Annotated in this window: 18 protein-coding genes; 11 read left to right on the top strand and 7 right to left on the bottom strand. The window is 54.1% G+C overall.

Annotated elements, in window-relative coordinates:
* Positions 1–3 precede the first annotated feature (3 nt).
* On the bottom strand, positions 4–3,123 hold the full coding sequence (locus tag ACL2XJ_RS25015; RefSeq protein WP_413724895.1) for an efflux RND transporter permease subunit: 3,120 nt from the start codon (positions 3,121–3,123) through the stop codon (positions 4–6).
* Positions 3,123–4,256 (bottom strand): efflux RND transporter periplasmic adaptor subunit, encoded by a 1,134-nt coding sequence (locus tag ACL2XJ_RS25010; protein ID WP_413726965.1) that lies wholly within the window; start codon positions 4,254–4,256, stop codon positions 3,123–3,125. The genes ACL2XJ_RS25015 and ACL2XJ_RS25010 overlap by 1 nt, the downstream gene beginning before the upstream one ends.
* A 648-nt stretch (positions 4,257–4,904) precedes the next feature.
* Here ACL2XJ_RS25010 and ACL2XJ_RS25005 point away from each other — a divergent pair.
* A complete protein-coding gene (locus tag ACL2XJ_RS25005) occupies positions 4,905–5,390 on the top strand; it encodes a PadR family transcriptional regulator (protein ID WP_132921033.1) in 486 nt (161 codons plus the stop codon).
* A gap of 2 nt (positions 5,391–5,392) precedes the next feature.
* Here ACL2XJ_RS25005 and ACL2XJ_RS25000 read toward each other — a convergent pair whose 3' ends face one another.
* From ACL2XJ_RS25000 to ACL2XJ_RS24990, 3 genes are read right to left on the bottom strand one after another with little or no spacing between them, the layout of a single operon-like run.
* On the bottom strand, positions 5,393–6,748 hold the full coding sequence (locus tag ACL2XJ_RS25000; RefSeq protein ID WP_413724894.1) for a peptidase: 1,356 nt from the start codon (positions 6,746–6,748) through the stop codon (positions 5,393–5,395).
* Between the two features lie 13 nt (positions 6,749–6,761).
* On the bottom strand, positions 6,762–8,138 hold the full coding sequence (locus ACL2XJ_RS24995; protein WP_413724893.1) for a hypothetical protein: 1,377 nt from the start codon (positions 8,136–8,138) through the stop codon (positions 6,762–6,764).
* The gene (locus tag ACL2XJ_RS24990) at positions 8,135–8,404 is read right to left on the bottom strand and encodes a hypothetical protein (protein WP_413724892.1); all 270 of its coding nucleotides are present in this window, start codon (positions 8,402–8,404) and stop codon (positions 8,135–8,137) included. Before ACL2XJ_RS24990 ends, ACL2XJ_RS24995 begins: the two co-directional genes overlap by 4 nt.
* A gap of 180 nt (positions 8,405–8,584) precedes the next feature.
* On the opposite strand from ACL2XJ_RS24990, the gene ACL2XJ_RS24985 reads away from it, so the two are divergent.
* Positions 8,585–9,256 carry a TetR/AcrR family transcriptional regulator gene (locus ACL2XJ_RS24985; RefSeq protein WP_413724891.1) on the top strand — a complete coding sequence of 224 codons (672 nt, stop codon included), beginning with the start codon at positions 8,585–8,587 and terminating at the stop codon, positions 9,254–9,256.
* 15 nt (positions 9,257–9,271) lie between these two features.
* Here ACL2XJ_RS24985 and ACL2XJ_RS24980 read toward each other — a convergent pair whose 3' ends face one another.
* Positions 9,272–11,398 (bottom strand): TonB-dependent siderophore receptor, encoded by a 2,127-nt coding sequence (locus ACL2XJ_RS24980; RefSeq protein ID WP_413724890.1) that lies wholly within the window; start codon positions 11,396–11,398, stop codon positions 9,272–9,274.
* 523 nt (positions 11,399–11,921) lie between these two features.
* Between ACL2XJ_RS24980 and ACL2XJ_RS24975 the strand changes: the two genes are divergently transcribed.
* Genes ACL2XJ_RS24975 through ACL2XJ_RS24955 form a run of 5 tightly spaced genes read left to right on the top strand, consistent with a single transcriptional unit; the run spans position 11,922 to position 16,690 of the window.
* Entirely contained in the window at positions 11,922–12,746 is an 825-nt protein-coding gene (locus tag ACL2XJ_RS24975; RefSeq protein WP_413724889.1) for an ABC transporter ATP-binding protein, read from the top strand.
* A complete protein-coding gene (locus ACL2XJ_RS24970; protein ID WP_413724888.1) occupies positions 12,746–13,771 on the top strand; it encodes a FecCD family ABC transporter permease in 1,026 nt (341 codons plus the stop codon). The genes ACL2XJ_RS24975 and ACL2XJ_RS24970 overlap by 1 nt, the downstream gene beginning before the upstream one ends.
* Positions 13,768–14,820: a FecCD family ABC transporter permease gene (locus ACL2XJ_RS24965; protein ID WP_413724887.1), complete on the top strand. Its 1,053-nt coding sequence runs from the start codon at positions 13,768–13,770 to the stop codon at positions 14,818–14,820. Before ACL2XJ_RS24970 ends, ACL2XJ_RS24965 begins: the two co-directional genes overlap by 4 nt.
* A 16-nt stretch (positions 14,821–14,836) precedes the next feature.
* Positions 14,837–15,784, top strand: a complete 948-nt coding sequence (locus ACL2XJ_RS24960; RefSeq protein WP_413724886.1) for an ABC transporter substrate-binding protein — start codon at positions 14,837–14,839, stop codon at positions 15,782–15,784.
* Positions 15,785–15,796: 12 nt separating this feature from the next.
* Positions 15,797–16,690: a MurR/RpiR family transcriptional regulator gene (locus ACL2XJ_RS24955; protein WP_413724885.1), complete on the top strand. Its 894-nt coding sequence runs from the start codon at positions 15,797–15,799 to the stop codon at positions 16,688–16,690.
* 154 nt (positions 16,691–16,844) lie between these two features.
* On the opposite strand, the gene ACL2XJ_RS24950 is transcribed toward ACL2XJ_RS24955, so the two are convergent.
* The gene (locus ACL2XJ_RS24950) at positions 16,845–17,741 is read right to left on the bottom strand and encodes a LysR substrate-binding domain-containing protein (protein WP_413724884.1); all 897 of its coding nucleotides are present in this window, start codon (positions 17,739–17,741) and stop codon (positions 16,845–16,847) included.
* Positions 17,742–17,865: 124 nt separating this feature from the next.
* Here ACL2XJ_RS24950 and ACL2XJ_RS24945 point away from each other — a divergent pair, with 124 nt between their 5' ends.
* The 4 genes from ACL2XJ_RS24945 to ACL2XJ_RS24930 all read left to right on the top strand — a co-directional run bounded on the left by ACL2XJ_RS24945 (position 17,866) and on the right by ACL2XJ_RS24930 (position 21,109).
* On the top strand, positions 17,866–18,279 hold the full coding sequence (locus tag ACL2XJ_RS24945) for a GlcG/HbpS family heme-binding protein (RefSeq protein ID WP_132921044.1): 414 nt from the start codon (positions 17,866–17,868) through the stop codon (positions 18,277–18,279).
* A 64-nt stretch (positions 18,280–18,343) separates the two neighbouring features.
* On the top strand, positions 18,344–19,138 hold the full coding sequence (locus tag ACL2XJ_RS24940) for a siderophore-interacting protein (protein WP_413724883.1): 795 nt from the start codon (positions 18,344–18,346) through the stop codon (positions 19,136–19,138).
* A gap of 200 nt (positions 19,139–19,338) precedes the next feature.
* On the top strand, positions 19,339–20,067 hold the full coding sequence (locus tag ACL2XJ_RS24935; RefSeq protein ID WP_413724882.1) for an SDR family oxidoreductase: 729 nt from the start codon (positions 19,339–19,341) through the stop codon (positions 20,065–20,067).
* Between the two features lie 121 nt (positions 20,068–20,188).
* Positions 20,189–21,109 carry an alpha/beta hydrolase fold domain-containing protein gene (locus ACL2XJ_RS24930; protein WP_413726964.1) on the top strand — a complete coding sequence of 307 codons (921 nt, stop codon included), beginning with the start codon at positions 20,189–20,191 and terminating at the stop codon, positions 21,107–21,109.
* Positions 21,110–21,194: the final 85 nt, after the last annotated feature.

Here is a 21,194-nt window from a genome sequence, read left to right as displayed (position 1 = left end):
GACTTACTCCTTGTCGGCATGGCGGCGGACAAAATGGCGGTTGATCAACACAAAAAAGAGCGGGACAAAAAAGATTGCCAGCAAGGTAGCCGTCAGGGTGCCGCCGATGATGCCCGTGCCAATGGCGATACGGCTGTTAGCTCCGGCGCCGGTTGCCAGCGCCAGCGGCAGTACGCCGGCAATAAACGCGATGGATGTCATCAATATGGGGCGCAGACGAACGCGCGCGGCGCAAAACACCGCCTTCGCGGCGGGCACGCCTTGCTGAACCGCCCGCTCGGCGAACGCGACTATCAGGATGGCGTTTTTCGACGACAGACCTATGATGGTCAGCAAGGCGACCTGAAAATAGACATCGTTACTCAGGCCGCGCAGCGCGGCCGCCAGCGCGGCGCCAAAAATGCCCAGGGGAATGATCAGCACCACGGAAAACGGCACGGACCAGCTTTCATAAAGCGCGGCAAGGCAGAGAAAAACCACCAGTATGGAAACGCCGTACAGCATCGTTCCCTGGCCGCCCGCCATTTCCTCCTGCAGCGACAGGCCGCTCCACGACCAGGTCGATCCCGCTGGAAGGGCGGCAGCATATGCTTCCATGCTGGCCATCGAACTACCGGAGCTGTAGCCGGGCGCGCTGTCGCCGGTAATTTCATAGGCGGCCGCGCCGTTATAGCGCATTAGCGTATCGGGGCCCTGGGTCCAACTGCTGCCGGCGAAGGCGGAAAATGGCGTCATCGTCGTGTTACCGCTGGCATCCGCGCCGCGGACGAACCATTTGCTAAGGTCGTCAGGCTGCGCCCTGAATGGGGCATCCCCCATGATGTAGACTTTTTTCACCCGGCCGCGATCGATAAAATCATCCACATAGGTTCCCCCCCACGCGCTGCTGAGGGTATCCGTCACATTGGCAACGGACAAACCCAGCGCAACGGCCCGGTTATTGTCGATATCGATCTGCAGCTGGGGCGTCTGCGGCAGGTCATTGGCCCGTACCGACATCAGCTGCGGGTCCGCCTGCGCTTTTTTCAGCAACGCATTACGCAGCGCCAGAAGCTTAGTGCGATCCGTGGCGCCGCTGGCCAGCAACTCCAAGGTAAAGCCGTTGGTCTGCCCCATACCGTCAACGGGGGGAGGCGTAGAGACAACCACCTGGGCATCCCGTATGGCTGACAAGGCTTTTGTCGCTTTTAACGCAATGGCGCTGGCGGTGTTATCGCTACCGGAACGAGTAGACCAGGGTTGCAATGAGACGAAAGCCATACCCGCATTCTGCCCGCTACCGCTGAAATTGAAGCCCGTTTGGGCAAAAATGACGCTGGTATTGGCTTTTTCCTCGGTCAGAAACCAATGAGTGATCTGGTCTCGGATCTGGTTGGTGCGGTTTGCGCTGGCGCCGGCCGGAAGGGTGAACTGAACCATCACTTCCCCCTGGTCTTCGCTGGGGAGAAAGCTGGTAGGAAGGTGCCGCATCAGTAACGCGGTGAGACCCGCAAGGAGGATAAAGAAGCACACCATGATGACGGGACGGCGCAATGCCCAATGCACGCGGCCGCTATAACCCTTTTCAGTGCGGCTGTAGAAACGGTTGAAATAGCCGAAGAAACCATGTTGACGGGGAGGGGAGTGCTTAAGAAACTGGCCGCAAAGCGCCGGCGTCAGCGTCAGGGCGACAATAACGGATAACGTCATGGCTGAAATGATGGTGACGGAGAATTGACGGTATATCACCCCGGTAGAGCCGCCAAAAAAGCTCATAGGGAGGAACACCGCGATTAACACCAAGGCAATGGCCACCAGTGCGCCGGATATTTCCCCCATGGATTTTTCAGTCGCCAGCCTGGCGTCGAGATGCTCATCGCGCATGATGCGCTCGACATTTTCCACCACCACGATGGCATCATCCACCAGAAGTCCGATGGCCAGCACCATCGCGAACAGCGTCAGCGTGTTAATTGAATAGCCGAACAGCGTCAGAACGCCAAACGTACCCAGCAGGACGACCGGCACGGCGAGGGCAGGGATTAAGGTGGCGCGTATGTTTTGCAAAAAGAGATACATTATCGCCACGACAAGTGCGATGGCGATAATGAGGGTAAGTATAACGTCTTCGACAGAAAGCTTGATGAAGGCCGTGCTGTCCTTGGCATAGGCTACGTCGTATCCTGCCGGCATGCCGCCGCGGTACTCTTCTACCTTGGCCTTGACCCGTTCGGCGGTGTCAAGCGCATTCGCCCCGGGGGCCATCATAACCGCCACGCCGGCGGCGGGATGATTGTTAAGCATTGAGCTGGATGTATAGTCCTCACTGCCCATTTCCACACGCGCCACGTCGCTGATATGGACCACCGAGCCGTCGGACTCGCTTTTTACAATAATCTGACGGAACTGTTCCGGGGTCTGCAGACGTGATTGCGCCCTGACTGTCGCGGTCAGTTGCTGGCCGTCCGGCGAGGGCTGATCGCCGATCTTGCCGGCGGCCACCTGCACGTTCTGCGCCTCAATGGCCGTTTCCACATCGGACGGCATCAAATCATAGGCCGCCAGCCGGGTGGGGTTCAGCCAGATGCGCATGGCGTATTCGGCGCCGAACACGCGCAGTGACCCCACTCCCTCTACCCGCGCCAGGGGATCTTGCAGGTTGCTCACCAACCAGTCGGCCACATCCGAGGTGCCGGCTTTATCGGTCTTGTCATACAGCGCCATGATCAACAGAAAATTAGACATGGATTTGGTCACGGTTAGCCCGGCGGTCTGCACTTCGCTGGGTAAACGTGACTCTGCCTGCTGGACACGGTTCTGCACCTGCACCTGGGCGGTATCCGCATCGGTACCCTGCGCAAACGTCACGGTAATATCCACCTCACCGTCAGAGCTGCTGGTGGAGGTGAAATAGAGCAGGTTATCCAGCCCGGTGAGTTGCTGCTCAATAACCTGCGTGACGCTATTTTCCAGCGTTTCCGCCGACGCGCCGGAGTAGGTGGCGGTTATCTTCACCGAAGGCGGGGCAACGTCAGGGTATTGAGCGACGGGAAGGGTACGGATGGCCATAATTCCTGCCATCGTGATAAGGATGGCGATAACCCAGGCAAAAACCGGACGACGGACAAAAAATCGAGCTAACATCAGTTGGCGTCTCCGTCTGTGGACTGCACTTCGATGGCCTTCACCGTTTCACCGGCGGTCACTTTGCCGCTGCCTTCCACAACCACGCGCTCGCCCAATTTCATCCCGGCCAGAATCAGCCATTTATTATCAATGACATCTCCGGTCGTCACGCTGCGCTGTTCGATTTTGCTATCGGCAGAAACCACCAGTGCGCTGGCATTGCCCTTGACATCGCGGCTGATGGCGGCCTGAGGCACAAGAATGCCGTCGGCGATCGTACCGTTCTCAACATTTGCGTGAACAAACATGCCGGGCAACAGGAGATGTGCAGGATTGGGGAAGACGGCGCGCATGGTCACTGATCCGGTGGATTCATCTACAGCCACTTCCGTCAGTTCCAGCCGGCCTTTGCTGGGATAGACCGTGCCATCCTCAAGGGTCAGCGTGACGTTGAGACTGTCCCTGTTGACGGCAAGCGCCTGTTTGCGCAATGCCAAGAGTTGCTTACTCGATTGCGTCAAGTCGACATACATTTCATCAAGGGAACGAATGGTTGCGAGGGCGGTGTCCTGCTCGGCGGTCACCAGGGCCCCCGGCGTGACGGCTGAAATACCGATGCGGCCGGAGATGGGGGCCGTGATAGTCGTCCACTGTAAATTGACCCTTGCGCTTTCAAGCGCGGCGGCTTTTTCATCCACGGCCGCTTTATCCACCGCACAGGCCGCCCGCGCATCATCCGCATCCTGCTGTGAAATCCCCTGAAGCTTCACTAAACCGGCATAACGGCGGGCCTTCAGGCAATCGGTCAACACTTGCGCTTTGGCACTTTCAAGGCTGGCTGACGCCTGGTCATAGGTGGCTTTATAGCTCGAATCATCCACTTTAAATAACGGTTGGCCTGTACGGACATTATCGCCTTCGCGAAACAGGCGCTTTTGAATAATGCCGCTGATTTGGGGGCGAACATCAGCATAAAGCGTCGCGGTGGTCCGTCCGGTAAGATTACTGGTTATCATGACCTGCGCGGCTTTGAGCGTAACAACGCCGACTTCCGGTATTGTTACAGCCGCTGGCTTTGTGGAATTATCGCAGCTTGCCAAGCCCAGTATGGCAAGTAAACATAACGCCGGGCATAGAATAAAATCCTTCATAAACATCTTCCGATATACCTGTGGAGTGAATTGCACAGACTGATAATAAAGAGAATAAAATCAAGTCTCATAAAAACGGAAAATTATATTTATATTATCCACAGTGAGAGAAATTAAAAATTTCCGTACGGCTATCCAGCGGGAAATATTTCTTTTAATGGCAAGGGTAATATAATATGTGAGTATCTTATACTGTTTCACAAGATATGTCTTGATGATGTGCGTTTGGTTAAAACCACTTATTTATTAGTATGTTATATGAATAACAATTAATGTCCCCAGTGAAATGAAAGGGGATTGTTAAGGCGAAGATGTTTTTGGTTGATGAATGCTTTCCATAACCATTTGTTTTTTAATATATTATTTTTTTGTTTTAAAAAACTACTTAAAAATCATGGCAATGTGCCTCGTATGAAAAGGTCGTGTAAGAAAAGCGTAAATTATCATTGCAATGTGCTTGGTCCCTTTTATTAATGAGTCTTTAACGTTAGCCAGGCCTTGGGATTCATCGTTAATTGGGGTTGCCACCGCTTTCCATCTGTTTAATTTTGCAGTACCCTTTGGCCAGGCACTATTCTTACAATGATAAAGAATTAGAAATTAGCTGTGGGGGAGGACTTGCCATCGCTCGATATAGGGGTTCAGTAAATGCGAATGTTAAAGCCAGAGCGCCAGCCAAAAAAATTTACCGGTGAGCAGCTTGCATTGCTCGTTTTATATTTGATCAAACTCAACCCCAAACATGGCTACGAGTTGATAAAATCTTTTGAAGATTACTCGATGGGAGCTTATATCCCGAGCTCTGGCGTGATTTATCCGCTGCTGACGGCTCTTGAAGATAAAAAGTATGTCAGGGCAGAAAACACAGTGAGTGGAAAAAAAAGATATCTGGCTTCGCCTGAAGGGATTGGATACCTTGACTCTCATGAAGAAGAACTCAATGCCGCGCTTTTAACGCTCCGAAAAATGATGCATGGCATCAGCACGCAAAGAATTGAAAAAATAGATTTGGCTATGGAGAATCTCAAAATAAGCCTGCGGAAAAAATTACGTGAAAGGTCATTAACAGATGAAGAGATCGAATTATTTTGCCTGATAATATTGAATGCGGCTTCAAGTATTGACAAAATATGACGTTACTTCAACGAATTTGAACCTACCCGGCGCTGCCGGAAAAGCCATTCCCGGATGGGTTCGATAGTATAGGCAATGCGCCAGGTGTTCCGGTGGCCGCCGGCTCCCGCCGATGATTGGCCGGCTGGAATGACGGTGCCTTTGCGTAAGGTCACGTAGTTGATAAAACAACCTTCGGCGTCCACTTTCTCGAAGGCGGTTCGATATTCTGCCGGCGTCCAGGTCCCGTCCCATGTGGCGCGGCTGATTTTTGCACCGCTCTTTTCCAGCGTGGCGGTAATGGCGTTTTGACCGGGCCAGGCTTTGTCATCGTCCTGGGAAACCAGGATCCAGAGTTTCTGCCGCGCGAGAGGTTGCACCAGAGAGGCATCCCACTGGCCTGCGACCAGGAAGGACGCGGCGAAAAAGTCCGGATACTTGATATCCATGGCGATAGACATCATGCAGCCACCCGACTGACCGGTGGTATAAAGCCGGTTACGGTCAATGCTATATTTGCCGGCCAGCATGCTGATGAGGTTAATGGTGGTATCGAGCATGTCCGAGGTATGGGCATCATCGTCAGCGATGATTTCAGCATATTGCGGCGCCAGGACGAAGCAGGGCCGCTTGGCCTGATCCTCCGGACTCGCCCATACCACCGCCCCCAGACCCTGGAACAAAGTGGTGCGCGTCACGTCACTGGTGGCGCCGGCATCATGCATAAACAATACCAGCGGCCAGGATGTGCCCGCGCGATAATCCTTTGGCACGAACAGGTTGTACCGCAGCATTTTCCCCGTCTTCGGGTCATTGAATTCCAGCTGTTGGAAGTCGTCGACAATGAGATTCTCGATCTGCGTTGTTTTCAGCGCCCGAGGGCTCGCGGAGATGGCATGGCCGTCGACCCTGGTCACCGGGCCGGACTGAACGATGTCGGCTTCAGCTCGCCGGTAAACCGTATCATAGACGGGGATATCTCCGGCTTTGCCGGGTCCTCCACCAGCCATCGGCGACAACGGGCTGCCGTTTTTCGGCGCTATTTTTTCGGCAAGAACAGCGTTTTTGTCTTCTGGTGACAGTGTCACAATAATAAAGTGGCCCGAGTTCGCCCGGAGGGCGGGGTCGGCAGAGGTGCTGACGAAGGCCCCGGTGACGGTCCGGCCTTCGACACGGAAACTGGCGGCAGACAGGTTTTTATCGGTTACCGGCGCGTCATATTCCACGGCCACCGCCGTCAGGCGGATACCGTCGCCGAACACCTGCGTGACGGCTATGGCGCTTTTGGCGCGCGAGGCGCCGTTGCGGGCGAAGGCGGGTATGCTGATGGCAAGCAGTGCCCCTGCGCTGGCGATCAGAAAATCACGACGGGATGGCATGTCTTATGTTCCTTTATTTGTAGGATGCGTTCATTCGTTTCAGGCTGCCGACAATCGCGGCGGCGGCAATTTCAGCCGCGCCTTTGGCATAAGGGGAGTTGCGCGCTTCGTAGGTGAAGCGGTCATAGCTTTGCGCATCGGGCAGGTACTTGGCGGCGCCATCGACCATCGTCGCCACTATCGTGGGCGAAGAGGGCGAATTAGCCCGGATGTGTGCGCCGATAATGGCGGCAAGCTCGGGCTGGATACCCACCAGCGTCATGTCGCCGATGCGCAGCAGCACGACCGGGATCATGACCTGTGCTCCGAGCCGGTAATCGAAAGCGGTCACGGGGCCCACCGGTTTGTCGGCCGGTGAAAATTCTTGCGAAGTGACTTCAATTTTCTCCCGTTGTATCCGGAGATGACCTGAGGGTTTAGTCAATATATTTTCGCAGACCTGCACGATATCCGCTCCGAGCCGTTCGCCAAGCAGATCCACCAGCGTGAAACCCGTCTCGTGCAGGTCGCTTTGGCCGAGGCTGCCATCCCGGTTAAAGATCTGCCGGTTCGCCTGAAAATAAGGCGCCTGGTCGCCGGCCGCGCCGACCAGAAACAGCGCCACCGTATCGGCGCCATAATGCGTTTCAACATAGCGTGCCGCCGATCCGGCGAGGTCGGCGGAAATCAGCTTGCCGCCCGCCGCGCGCTGAGAGCCGTCCATGACCGAGGATTGGACGGCGAAGTTCATCAGTATAGCCAGCGGCTTGCCCTCAACATCGTCGATACGCAGCACGCCGAGATAGGGATCCGCGAAGCCTGACTCATTGGCTCCCAGCCACCATCCGGCCGGCGTGGGAAGGTCCCGGTTGACATTGACCCGGCTGGTGCCGGAACCATAACCCAGATGTGCCGGTTGCAAGGCTGCGACCGCCTGTGTTGCGGCCGTTCTGACTGCCGCGCCGAAAGCGCGCGACATGGCATCGTTGCGCGCCATATCCGTGCCGGCGGGAGCATGGCCGGGGGAAAACAGATGCGGGGTAGAGAAGGTATGGCTGGCGCAAATGAGGGTATTTTCGGCCGGGACGCCCGCGATATCGGTGAGGATCGTCTTCATGCCGGTAATCATTTCATCCGACACCGACGTCAGGTCGATGACGACGATTGCCACGCGCTGCCTGCCGTCATCCAGCAGCAGAACACGCCCGAAGAGGGGATCATGTTCACCGGCAAAACCGTCCAGGGGAAAAAGCCCGGCTGGGAACGCCACCTGAGCCTTCCCTGCGCCGGCGCTAAGTGAAGGTGTATCCGCCGCACGGCCTGATACCAGACGGGGCAAGAGTATAGCCGTGATGGCTATTGCACATCCTGCCGCCAGGAACTTCCGCCGTGACCACTTGGTTCTCTTCATGCTACTTTCAGGGCCAGTTCCGTACCGCGTTTAATGGGCAGCGAAATGGAAATAAAGCCGTTCTGCGGATGGCGGATGTAAGCAAGAAAATCCGGCTCGGCGTTATCGTTAAGCACATAACCGCCGATTCGCAGCTGCGGCGCGCCCTGGAACGCATGGGGAGGAGGAGAACGGCGCGAGCTGTACATTCGCGCAATGACGTCAAGAATCCGGGGATCCCGTATTGGACTCGATCCGGTTCCCTGGGACGCTTGATTATGTGGCATATCAATTCTCCTTAACTCAGTTAAACCAGGGCGCTAGCGCTTTGACGAAACGTATAGGCGGCGCGAAGCAGGTGTCAACTTACGCTATCCGCGGGCAAGGTCTGCCGCTGGTATATTCGGTACTTGTATAGTACCATATTGTGAACAGATCATATTGTCAATTGAAAAGCGGAGAAGGGGATGGGAGACGCCGATGACAAGCTTGCCACAAAACGGGGACGGCCGAAGGTTATCGGGGATGAGGAACGCCGACGGTCCATCCTCCGGGCCGCGCACGAATCCTTTGTTGAATTAGGGTTCGCGCGAACGACCACGGCTATGGTTGCGGCCAGGGCGAAGGTCTCGAAGCGTTCCATCTATGAGTCCTTTGGCGATAAAACCGAACTGTTCGCGGCCGTTATCCGCGAGCAGCGGCATCTCATTCTCGATCTGCCGCGCCCCAGCGGCGAGGAGCTTCCACTCCTGGATACGCTGGTCAGAATTTTCCGCCTGGATATCAGCGAAGAAGCCGGCCGTGCCCGGGAAGCGATCCTCAACCTGCTCGTCAGAGAGTCAGTACTGTTTCCGGAACTGTCCGACTATCTGTATGAAAACGAAGTCATTCGTTCCCGTGAAGCGCTGATTGAATGGCTGCAATCGGAGATGGATCGCGGCCGCATGAAGAGCGACGACACGTCGGTTTGCGCCGGCATGTTGATGGACTGCGTCTTTGGCGCGCTTTTGCCGCGAAGAAGGCTGCATAATGCTGCGGAACGGGCCGATAGGACAGAGCACATCAAGAAACGACTTGAGATATTTTTACGGGGTATTCGAAATGATCCGGATGCCACCTCTCAAAATGCACCCCTTTGATGGGCCTACGTCCCGCTAAAATTCAATGCTGGTGGTCAGCACCACATTACGCGTTTGCCCCTCCGCCACACGCAAATTACCGCCGCTAGAGGTGTAGTAGTGCTTATTGAACATGTTATTGAGATTTAATTGCAGGTGCGTTTTTTTACCCAGCAGCTGATTATCCCAAGCGATAAAACTATCAGCGACCGTATAGTCGGGTAATGTGAAACTGTTATCGGGATCGCCCGCACGAGACCCCACATAACGGGCGCCGCCGCCCACTCGGAATCTGCCCGGCAGAGGATGCAGCTCAAGGTTGTGGCTCAGATATAGCGCACCTGAGTGGCGCGGCGCGTTCTGCAGACGATTGCCGTTATTGTCGGCGTTATTTTGGTCATCGATAATTTTCGCCTGATCGTAACTGTAATTGGTGCTGATATCCCAGCCCGGATAGATCTCGCCATTAATTTCAATTTCGACACCATTTGATTTGGCTTTATCCACGGCGTAGGTAGAGCCATTTAATGATAACGAAACATCCCTTTCATCAATGCTGTAAAGGGCAAGGCTGGCAAACAGTGCAGGCGTTGCTTGCCATTTTCCACCGACTTCGTAGGTTGTGCCATGCTCTGGTTTACCGACGTTGCCGTCATCATCCACATTGGTCGAAGGAGTAAATGACTGGCTCATGGTGCCATACACCGAAACATTGGGCGTCACTTTATAAATTAGGCCGGTCTGCGGCAGAAACTTATTCCCCTTATCCACGTAATTATCGGTAACTGAATCAAAACCTTCCGATTCGCGCTGCTCATAATGTTGATAACGCGCGCCAAGTACTGCGATCCAGTGAGACGTCAGGTCGATGCTATCTTTTGTATAAATAGAACGAGTATGAATTCGATTCAGTAAATTACCGGCAGCGGTCTTTTCGGTAGTGCCGTCGGTAACGGGCGTCATGCCATAAACCGGATCGCTCAGCGTAAAATCGGTATTCGTTTTGCCAGTGTAGCTATGTGCACGGTAAGTTTGATCCATTTCATAGTCGGTCCCAACGACCATATTGTGTGTCATACCTGCCACTATCGGCGTGCCGATAGCATCCCAGGATACATACTCGGTTTTATGGTTAAAGCCGCGGTTGGCGTCTGCGCGTCGGGTTACCACTCCCGTGGTCGGGTCAATAGCCGTTACCCTGACTTCGTTATTGCTGTATTGCCGCTGATTAAGCCCCAGGGTAACCCGCGTGCTCCATATATCGTCGAATTGATAATTCCAGTGCGAACTGAAGGTCTGATTTCGGCCCCACGCATGGTTAGCATAATCATCCAGTCGCGTTTTATACCCGACATTAACTGGCTTGCCGTTAATAAAAGCCGTGCCGCGATCATAAGGTATATCGTACTGAAAACTTTCATAGCTGATATCGAAGCTGGCTTTGTCTCCGTACCACTGTAATGACGGTGCGATAAGGTTGTGTTTGTCGTTGCCGAATCCGCGCCAGTAATTTTGCGCCTGTTTTTCAGCGATGAGACGAAAAGCAAAACCATTGCCCAAGGGGCCGGTGACATCAATACTTCCCGCGCCGCCGCCGGTACTGTTGTAATGGCCAGCGACGATAGTATGCCACTGGTATTGCGGTTTTTTACTGATGGTGTTCACCAAACCGCCAGGATTGAGAATGCCATACAATAAAGATGCCGAGCCCTTTAGCACTTCGACGCGCTCGGTAGTGGCATCCAGGTTCAGTCCCTGGCTGCTACGGATACCGTCGCGGAAGATTGACCCATCAGAGTTGGTACCAAAGCCGCGGCGAACCAGACCATCTTCAGTGCCCCCCAGGGTATTGGTCTGGGTAACGCCGCTGACAAAGCGCATGGCATCAAACAGGTTGGTGGTCTGGTAATCGTCGAGCTGCTGCTGTGTAACCACGCTAACGGATTGTGCTTCATCCAGGCGCGAAGTCGGTGTTTTGCCGGCGATGGAACTTGTTGGACTGGTGTAGGCGTTTCTAGCCTGTTTTGCCGCCGTGACCGTGATGGTATTACTCTCTTCGGCGGCATTGCTGTTGGCAGAGGAGATAAGCGCGCTGCTGTAAATCGCGACCAATATTTTTCCCAGATAGATTTTATTACCAGGACCCTGCGTACATTTACTCATTTTGATCAGCTATCCATAATCTAAGAAATCTTTTAACTTTTCGCGAAATAGCGATGGCCTGCGGTTATAGAACGTAGCCCAACCCTGATAAAAGCGGGTTAGACTGGCCTTGACTGACGGCAAATTATTCCCCGCATCTCCATCTCCTTCCCAAATTTCCATCGGCTGGCCGAAAAAAGGCGCCAAAATGTGCCCTACATGTAATTGAGAATCATTCAAACATGAAAAAATGTAGTAGTAAATGCTAAAACAACATTTATCAATTTGCTGGGGTATATCAGGGATTAACGGCTGTTTTCTGAGCAATATTGTGTTTTAACTTATTTATATTTAACAGAATTAAATTAAGACCATCAGACCATTTTTTATAAAAAAATAAAGCAAAAAAGACTTTTTTCTGTTGCTACATTATTCTTGACTACTACATTCCGCTCCCATAAGATAAAAGAGAAATGATACTTATTCCTATTTACCGAGTAGATGGCACGCAGGTAAACCACCGGGTTACGGCGTGGGAGCGAACATGCCACAACAGGTGGAAAACAGCTTGGAAAAACGCGGTTTGATGGTTGAAAATCTGCGTGCGGGCTATCAAAAAAAAGTCATTATCGATGATATCAATCTGGTTATTCCATCGGGCAAAACGACGGTGCTGATTGGCCCCAATGGTTCTGGTAAATCCACATTGTTAAATACCATTGCCCGCATGCTCGCGCCGCTTGGCGGCTGTATCACGCTGGACGGTAAATCCATTCATCAGCAGCCGACCAAGGCCGTCGCGCAGCAGTTGGGGATCCTGCCCCAATCGCCGTTGCTGCCGGAAGGATTGACGGCGATGGAACTGGTCTCCCGTGGACGCTTTCCCTGGCAACGCTTTTTACATCAGTGGTCAGAAGCCGATGAACAGGCGGTAAGACAGGCTTTATATTTGACCGGGACAGAGGCATTTGCCCATCATCCGGTGGAGAGTCTTTCCGGAGGTCAGCGTCAGCGTTGCTGGATAGCCATGGCGCTTGCCCAGGAAACGCCGGTGATTTTACTGGATGAACCGACGACATTTCTCGATTTGCGTTATCAGGTGGAGATCCTCGAATTACTGCAAAATCTGGTTCGCCACCATGGCAGAACGGTGGTGATGGTACTGCACGACCTTAATTTTGCGGTTAACTACGCCGATATGCTGGTGTTGCTTAAGGCGGGGAAGCTGCAAAGCGTTATCCATGACAGCAATGACTGCACCGCGGAATTAATTCGTTCGATATTCGATGTCGAGGTACAGATGTTACGCAATCCGCTGACGGGAAAGCCACTCTTTATGCCGTTCCCCATCCCTGCCGGTGACGTGTAATGTCCATGGCCGCCTTTATCGCGCCTCGCCGCGATAGACGATTTCTGATTGCGCTATGCATTATGCCGTTGCTGGTGTTGGTTGCGGCGGTGTTCCATCTGGCGATCGGCGCACGTTATATACCCGCTCGCACCGTGCTAGCGGCGTTTTTGCATTACGATCCGAATAACTTCTCCCATCGCATCATCATAGATCTCCGCATGCTGCGCTTAACCGCCGCGCTGCTTGTCGGCGCCGCGTTGGGAGTGGCCGGGTTGTTGCTGCAATCGGTGATCCGCAACCCTTTGGGGGAACCCCATATTCTGGGCTTGAATGCCGGCGCCGCGCTGGCCGTCGTTATCAGCGCGCTATGGGGCTCCTCATGGATGACGTTGACATATGCCCGCCCTCTGGCAGCGGCAGGGGGCGCGGCAGCGCTGTTTGCACTGGTGTTAAGTTTATCTTCCGCCGGGCGCAACGGATTAACCTTGTTAAAGTTGACCCTCTGCGGCGTAGTGCTTTCCGCCTTCGCTTCGTCATTGACCGCCGCCATTCTGATTCTGGATGAGCAGACCCTGCTGGAGCTGCGCACCTGGCTGGTGGGCGATCTGGCGGGCTTAAGCTGGGATATTGTGCGTGCCGGCGTATGGCCTATCGCCATCGCGATGTTACTGGGCATTTGGTTGATCCCCTCGCTTAACGCGCTGGCGCTAGGGGATCAGATCGCCAGCGGTCTTGGCGTAAATCTGCTGCGTACCCGATTATTGGCTATTGCCGCCATTGCTTTGCTAAGCGGATCGGCGGTGGCGATGGCCGGACCGATTGGTTTTGTCGGCCTGATTGTGCCGAATATTGTGCGCCGCCTGGTGACCGATGATCTTCGTTTGGCTTTACCGCTCTCGGCGCTTTGTGGAACTCTGGTGCTGCTGGTGGCCGATATCGCCGCCCGTACCCTGTTTATGCCCCATGAACTGGCGACCGGCGTGATGACCGCGCTGGTCGGCGCCCCGGTCTTTCTGTTCATTGTTTCGAGGTTTTTCAAATGAACCGCATACTGCAACGGGCCGGATTACGGGCGATCCGGCCCGCGGGTTACTCGCTGCTGCTGCGGCCCGCCGCGTTGCGTCTGCTGTCTGCGTTGCTGCTTGGCGCGCTGGCGCTACTGCTATGGGGCATCAGCCGCGGCAGCTTGCCGGTTCCGGTTTCTGCTATTGGTAAAGCCCTGTTTTACCCGCAAAGCCTGAGCGCATCGCAGCAGTACATTGTCTGGGATATTCGTCTGCCGCGGCTGTTAATGGCGCTGCTGGTCGGTGCCATGCTGGGCATGGCCGGTGCGGCTATGCAATCCGTCACGGGTAATGGACTGGCTGATCCGGGATTACTGGGGGTGAAAGAGGGCGCCAGTGTGGTGGTGCTAACGCAAATTTTGCTGTTTCCCTCGGTTAGCGAGTTCTGGCGGCCCTTGACCGGCATGGCCGGCGGCCTGCTCGCCGCCTTGATGGTGGCGGCGCTGGCGCGGGATTTTTCCCGCCCCCGCTTTATACTGACGGGGCTCGGCATCTCCTGGATATTCGCTGCCGGTATCGGTGTTTTTATAACTACCGCTGATGCCAGGGATGTGCAAACCGCATTGGTATGGATGGCGGGTAGCCTGAATGCGGCCACCTGGCCGCTGCTGGCTATTGCCGTCTGTTGGGCCGTCCCCGCCGCAATCTTGCTATTTTGCACCGCCAGGGCCGGCGATGTCGCCTTGCTGGGTAATCCAACGGCGATCGGACTGGGCGTGCGTTTGCCGCAACTGACATTACTGCGGTTTATCGCGCCGGTGCTTCTGACCGCCACCTGTGTCTCCTGCGTCGGCAACATTGGTTTTGTCGGGTTGATGGCGCCTCATCTTACTCGTTTGCTTATGCGGGGCGGTCAGACGGCGCTGCTAAGCGGTAGCGCGCTGGTAGGCGCCCTGTTGGTACTGCTGGGGGACAGCGTCGGGCGCTTGGCGTTTGCACCGCTTCAGCTTCCCGCCGGTATTATTATCTCGCTACTCGGCGCCCCCTTTTTCCTATTACTGCTCTGGCAACGCCGAGACAGGTTCTGATCTCTTAAGGAAGGTTATGCGCGTTATTTGTTCACTGTTGCTGGTACTGAGTTTTTTTTCGGCGGCCGCGCCGGCGACCCAACGGTTTACCGATGACTTAGGTCGCGTCGTGGCCGTGCCGCTGCATCCGCAGCGCATTGTCTCACTGCATGACCTCGATATCACCATACCGCTAATTGAGTTGGGCGTATTGCCGGTGGCAAGTCATGGCCGCACAGCGCCCGATGGCGGCCATTTTATTCGTTCCGGCAAACTGTTGACCGGCATCGATTTTGATAACTCGGACATCAAATTTATCGGTTCTACCGACATAGATATCGAAGCTATCGCCGCGGTAAAACCTGATTTAATTATTACCGAGCCGACCCGTAATGTCTCGATAGCGCAGCTGGAGAAAATCGCTCCCACCGTCAGCATCGACCATCTGCAGGGGGGCGCCCCCCGTATTTACAGCAAGCTGGCGCAGCTAACTGGCACTGAGGCACGGTTGGCGATTTTGCAGCGGCGTTACCAGGAGCAGATAAATCAATTGAAACACGCGGTGGATACCCAACATATCTCCGTATCGGTGATTCAGGCCAATAAAGGCAAAATCAACGTGCTGCACACCTATCAGTCTCTTGGACGCGTATTGCGTGATGCGGGCTTCAAATTCCCTAAGCTTATCGATGCCATCCCCGACGGAGGGCGTATGGATGTGAGCGCCGAGCGTCTACCTGAGGTCGATGCTGACTTTGTTTTTGACACCTGGCGCGCTGACACCGGCGGTAAACCCCAGGATGAGATAGCGGCCATGAATACGGCGCTACCGGGCTGGTGTGATTTCCTGACCGCCTGTAAAGGCGGGCGCTTTATTCTGGTGTCGCGCGAAGAAGCCATTTCCAACTCCTTTGCCGCGCTAAGCCTGATGACCGCTATAGTACAATCCCAAATTGCCGGGCGGGCGCTGTCTAAAGTGAAATAAACGGAATCCATCATGCTGCCAGTTAAAAAGACCAAGAATCGAGTAGATATCTATGGCGAACGCTTTCGTACCCGCGCGCATCAGCTATCGCCGGGTTTGCAAACAGTACTGCAATATATCAATGAGAATAGGGAAGTGGTGCTGGAGTGTACGGCAATGGAGATTGCTGCCGCGACCAAAACCTCTGACGCCACCGTCGTAAGGGCTGTCCAGGCATTGGGGTTCGCTGGATTGCGTGATTTAAAGAAAATCCTCAGCCAGTGGTTTGATCCGGTGATGACCTCTACCGAGAAGATGTGCACCACGGTGAGCGAGCTTACCAGCGACGTCGATTCAAGCATTGATTTTGTACTGGACGGGCATAGGCATGCCTGTGATGTACTGTCGGCCCCCCATAATCGAGTCGCTTTCTCTCAGGCCGTCTCCCTGCTGTTGGAGGCTCGACAGGTGGCGATATTTGGTATTAATGCTTCGGGTATTCTGGCCGATTATACCGTGCGGCTATTTAATCGCATTGGTCAGCCGGCGATATCACTCAATCGACTCGGCATTGGGCTGGCGGAACAGTTGCTGGCACTGCAACGCGGCGATGTGCTGGTGATGATGGCGCAAAAATCCGCACACCGTGAAGGAATGACCACGCTACGTGAGGCAAAGCGGCTGGGTCTGCCTGTTATCCTGTTGACCAATGCGATGGATTCACGCTTCTCCCAGGAAGCCAATGTCACGCTCAATGTGCCACGCGGCGGGGAAAATGGCCGCTTACCCTTGCACGGTACGGTATTGGTTTGTCTGGAAATGCTGGTGTTATCCGTCGCATCGTTGGCATCGCAACGCACGATGAAGTCGATGAAACGGTTGCAGGAACTGCACAAAGGACTTAAATCCGGTACGAAGAGGCCCTGACGTCAGCCGTTGAAACGGTGGGCGGCGCCGGCCGGCTGATTTTGGCGGGGACGTACAAACCCGCCATCACCGGAAGGTCATTCTATAATGCCATATAACTATTTTTGATCGCCTGAAAAGCCGATGCAAAACAGGGGAGAATTGCCTGCGGCTGTCAGGGTCCCTGCAGCGCATCCCGGCAATAGGCCACCATTTCATCAAACAGCACCCGCACCTTGCCCGCCACCCGCACGCCCGGGGGACGCAAAATATACAGATCGTGTTCCGGCATGGCATAGTCCGGCAACAGCCGCACCAGCCCACCCCCGGACAGGGCCTCCTTGACCATGAAATGGGGAAATACGGCGATCCCGCGCCCATTCAATGCCCACTTGAGCAGCACCTCCCCGCTATCGGAATGGAAACGCCCCGAGGGCAATAGGGAAATCCTGTTTTCGCCCTGCTGAAAGACCCACTCGGCATGGGTCCGGCCGGAATAAATCAGGCATTGGTGTCCCGAAATCAGATCAGGCGTTTGCAATGTCCCGTGCTTTTCCAAATAGGCCGGACTGGCCACCAGGACGGTAGGTATGGGGCCGATACGGCGCGCGGCAAAGCTCAGTTCGCTAATGGCGCCGATACGGATGACGGCATCAAAGGATTCTTTTAATAAATCCACGTAGCGATCGTTGTATGAGATATCAAATTCCAGCAAAGGATAACGGGTGCTCAGCCGGGTCAGCACCGGCTCTAAATGGCGAATGCCGAAAGAATAGGGCGTGCTGATATGTAAACAGCCGGTGATCTCTTCTTTTCTTTCGGCAACGGCCTGATAGGCGTTATCCAGCTCCCGGAGGATCAACTGCGCCCGACGGTAAAATTCATTGCCCGCCGGGGTCAGCGTGACGCCGCGGGTATTGCGCAGCATTAAACAGACCCCAAGCTCGGTTTCCAGCCGATCAATACGACGGCTGACCACGGAGGTTGAAATAGCCAGCTTTCTGGCCGCGCGGGTAAATCCACCGGTTTGCGCAACGGTGACGAATCCCTTTATATCATCCAGTACCGGCATGATGACTCCCCTTTTAGTCAATGCTCTGTTACCAGGAATGACGGTACCGCATGGCCCGGACAACTGTTAGGTTAGCCCATTGAACACGGCAGTGTAATGTCTCCCGCTTTTTCAAGGAATAGCCATGTCTAATTTAAATTATTATGCCGCTAATAATATTACTTTCATGGCGGCGCAGGCATTACTTAACGTTGGCATCGAGACCGCCATAAAGCAAAACATCTCCGTTAGTATTGCGGTGGTTGATCGCGCCGGACAGCTGGTGGCCTTCGGCAAAATGGACGCCGCGCCGCCGATTTCAGCCAGCGTAGCGGAAGGTAAGGCCCGCACCGCCGCCGCCATTCAGGACAGTACCGAGCTGTTTGAAAGCATGATCAATCGAGGGGAGGTGGCGATGCTTTCCGTGCCGCATCTGGTGCCGTTAAAGGGCGGCCTGCCGCTGTGTGCCGACAGTGAGATTATCGGCGCCGTGGGCGTCAGCGGATCCACGAGTGAAGGCGACCTGAGCTTGGCTAAATGTATTGTCGCCGCGCTTTGAAGCGCTAATGGCCGTGTGCGCCAACCAGGACATTTTATTCCACCGTGACGCAAGGAGTTTTCTTTTGGGTAAAAAAAAGACTGACGATAATCATAGCCGTGAACCGCAGCGCGTACGCCACGAATTGTGTTTCCGACGCATTAAGATTGCCAACAAAACTCGCGTGGCGAAGGACTTCTGGCGCATTGAGTTCGTCGGTTCGGATTTAAAAGGTTTTAACTCCCCTGGTTTTGACGATCACGTCAAACTGTTCTTTCCCGATCCGAAGACCGGTGCCCTGAATCTGCCCCAGGTGACCTCAGAAGGCGTTGTCTGGAAAGACGGGGTGCGTCCTTTGGCGCGCGATTATACGCCGCTGGCATTTGACGCTGAAAACACCCTGACGCTGGATTTTTATATCCACCAGGGTGGTGTCGCCAGCGATTGGGCCGAGCATGCGCGGCCCGGACAAGATTTGGTGATTGGTGGTCCCCGGGGATCGGTTATCGTACCGGATGATTATCTTTTCCAGCTCTATATCTGTGATGAAACCGGCCTGCCGGCGTTCAAGCGCCGCAAGCCCGCCATCAAAGCTGAGCGACTCCATTTGTTTGCCTATGCGAATGAATCCACTGGCCGTGATTATCTGAACGATCTCAATGGCGTCGACGTCCACTGGCTGGGAAGCGGAATGATGCATACCGATAATCTCGGTATGCTTATAGGCGCCCTCGATAAGGTTTCTTTGCCAGCTGAGGACTATTTTATCTGGCTGACCGGCGAAGGAGAGACGGTAAAGATGCTGAGCGATTATTTTACCCAGCGCCGTGGCTGTGATGAGGCTTTTGTTCGCGCGGTGGCTTACTGGCACCATAAATAAGCGCACATTTAATTCGCTGCCGACAAGGCGGCGTTTTGGACGGCGGCGCATGACCAGCAAATTTCTTTCATTTTTATCCCAGGCATGGCCGGTGCCTGGATGGGGCCTACTGGATAAAATATGAATACTATAAAAACGGCTAAACAGCTTGGTAAAGCGGTTTATATCGGTGTTTAAACAAGAACCTATCAGGAATGTATATGTATACCATGAAAGATAAGACGCTGGTCGTTATTGGCGGCAGTTCCGGCATCGGGCTGCGCGTGGCGCATATGGCCGCGGATGAAGGCGCACGGCTGATCATCGTCGGGCGGCATCAGGAACGGCTGGATGCCGCACTTGACTTTCTCACGCGGCGCGGGACCAACGTGCAAACATATCTGGCGGATGCCCATGACCACGACCTGCTTGCAGACCTGTTTGAAAAGCTTCCCGCATTCGACCATCTCGTCTCGATGGTTGGCGATGTAATGGGGGGCGGCTTTGCCCGTTCCGACATCGCGGTCATCCGTCATGTCATCGAGTCAAAGTTCTTTACCAACGTACGCATCGGTCAATTGGCTGCCGGCAAGATCAATGAGGGTGGCAGCATGGTGTTCACCTCAGGAACGGGCGGAAGGGCGCAGGACGCCTGTGCGAGCTACGTGGGCAATATGGGTATCAATGCCCTGGTGGAGGGACTTGCGGCCGAGCTGGCGCCTAAAGTCCGCGTCAACGCGGTCTCGCCGACCTGGACGCTCACCCCTTTCTGGCGCGACGTGCCGCAACGGCAGCTTGATGCCACGCGCCAACATTTTGAACAAAACATCCCCTTGCGCCGGTTGGCCAGTATCGATGAACTTGCCTCAGCATATCTGTTTTTAATGAAAAATGGCTTCGTCACCGGTCAGCATATTGCCGTGGACGGCGGGATCATGCTCGGCGCTTGAGCATCTAATTTATATGCAGACCGCCTTAAGGAGCGTAATAAGAATGAAAAACAGGATTGGATATCTCTTGCTTGCCGCATTTTTCGCTGGCATCCCATTGAGTCATGCGGCAGATGTGCCGATGCCATCAGATTGGCATGGCAAAAAAATCATTGGCCCACCGCAAGGACCAAACGCTTGCGGTCAGGCCCCGGATATTTCTCGGATTAAAAACAAGTATCTCGATGTCAGTTATGCAAATGTTTCGCCTGCGGAAAAGATGGATATCTTTCTTCCGGAACAGTGGAAGTTAAAATACCCGGTCATTATCAACGTCCACGGCGGCGCGTTTTTTGGTTGTGATAAAATGGACAACCAGTTGGTTCCCGCGCTCTATGGTTTACAGAAAGGTTATGCCGTAGCGAACATCAACTATCGTCTCAGCCCTGAAGCACCCTGGCCAGCGCAGATCAACGATGTGAAAGCCGCAATAAAATTCGTTCGCGCCAATGCGAATAAATATAACTTCGACCCGGATAATATCATCCTGATGGGCGGTTCAGCCGGGGGCAACCTGGTGGCGCTGGCGGGTGTTTCTGCCGATGTAAAATCCCTGGAAGATCCTAAACTGGGTAATGCCGATGTTTCAACGCGCGTACAGGCGGTTATTGCCTGGTATCCTCCGATCAATTTTTTGACGATGGATCAACAATGGAAAGAAATCGGCATAGATGGACAGAAGCATTCAACGGAAGACTCATTTGAGTCTTTGTTAATGAGGAAACAGATAACCAAAGTTGATAAGAGCGTAATGGATACAACTAACCCAGAAAACTATATTACTGCAGATGCTCCCCCGTTCCTTATCCAGCATGGCTATTTGGATGACACCATTCCACGCTTGCAAAGCCAAGAGTTCGCTGTTCGCATTGCAAAGGCCATTGGTAGCGATAATGTTGAATATAATTTATTGATGAGCGCTCATCATGCAGAAGATTTATATTTCCATACGACCAATAACCTCGAGCGTAACTATCAATTCTTGGCGCGTCATATCTATTAGCCATAAATGGCATTGTGTTTGCTCATTCTAACACTCAGGGATAGTGCCCAACAGCACCCTCCCTGAATGCGCTCTGGAATAATAT

The sequence above is a fragment of the Sodalis sp. RH16 genome (assembly GCF_047324245.1).
GTDB lineage: Bacteria > Pseudomonadota > Gammaproteobacteria > Enterobacterales > Enterobacteriaceae > Acerihabitans > Acerihabitans ligni.
The sequence above is the reverse complement of the archived record's forward strand: the minus strand, read 5'-3'. Positions and strand labels throughout refer to the sequence as shown.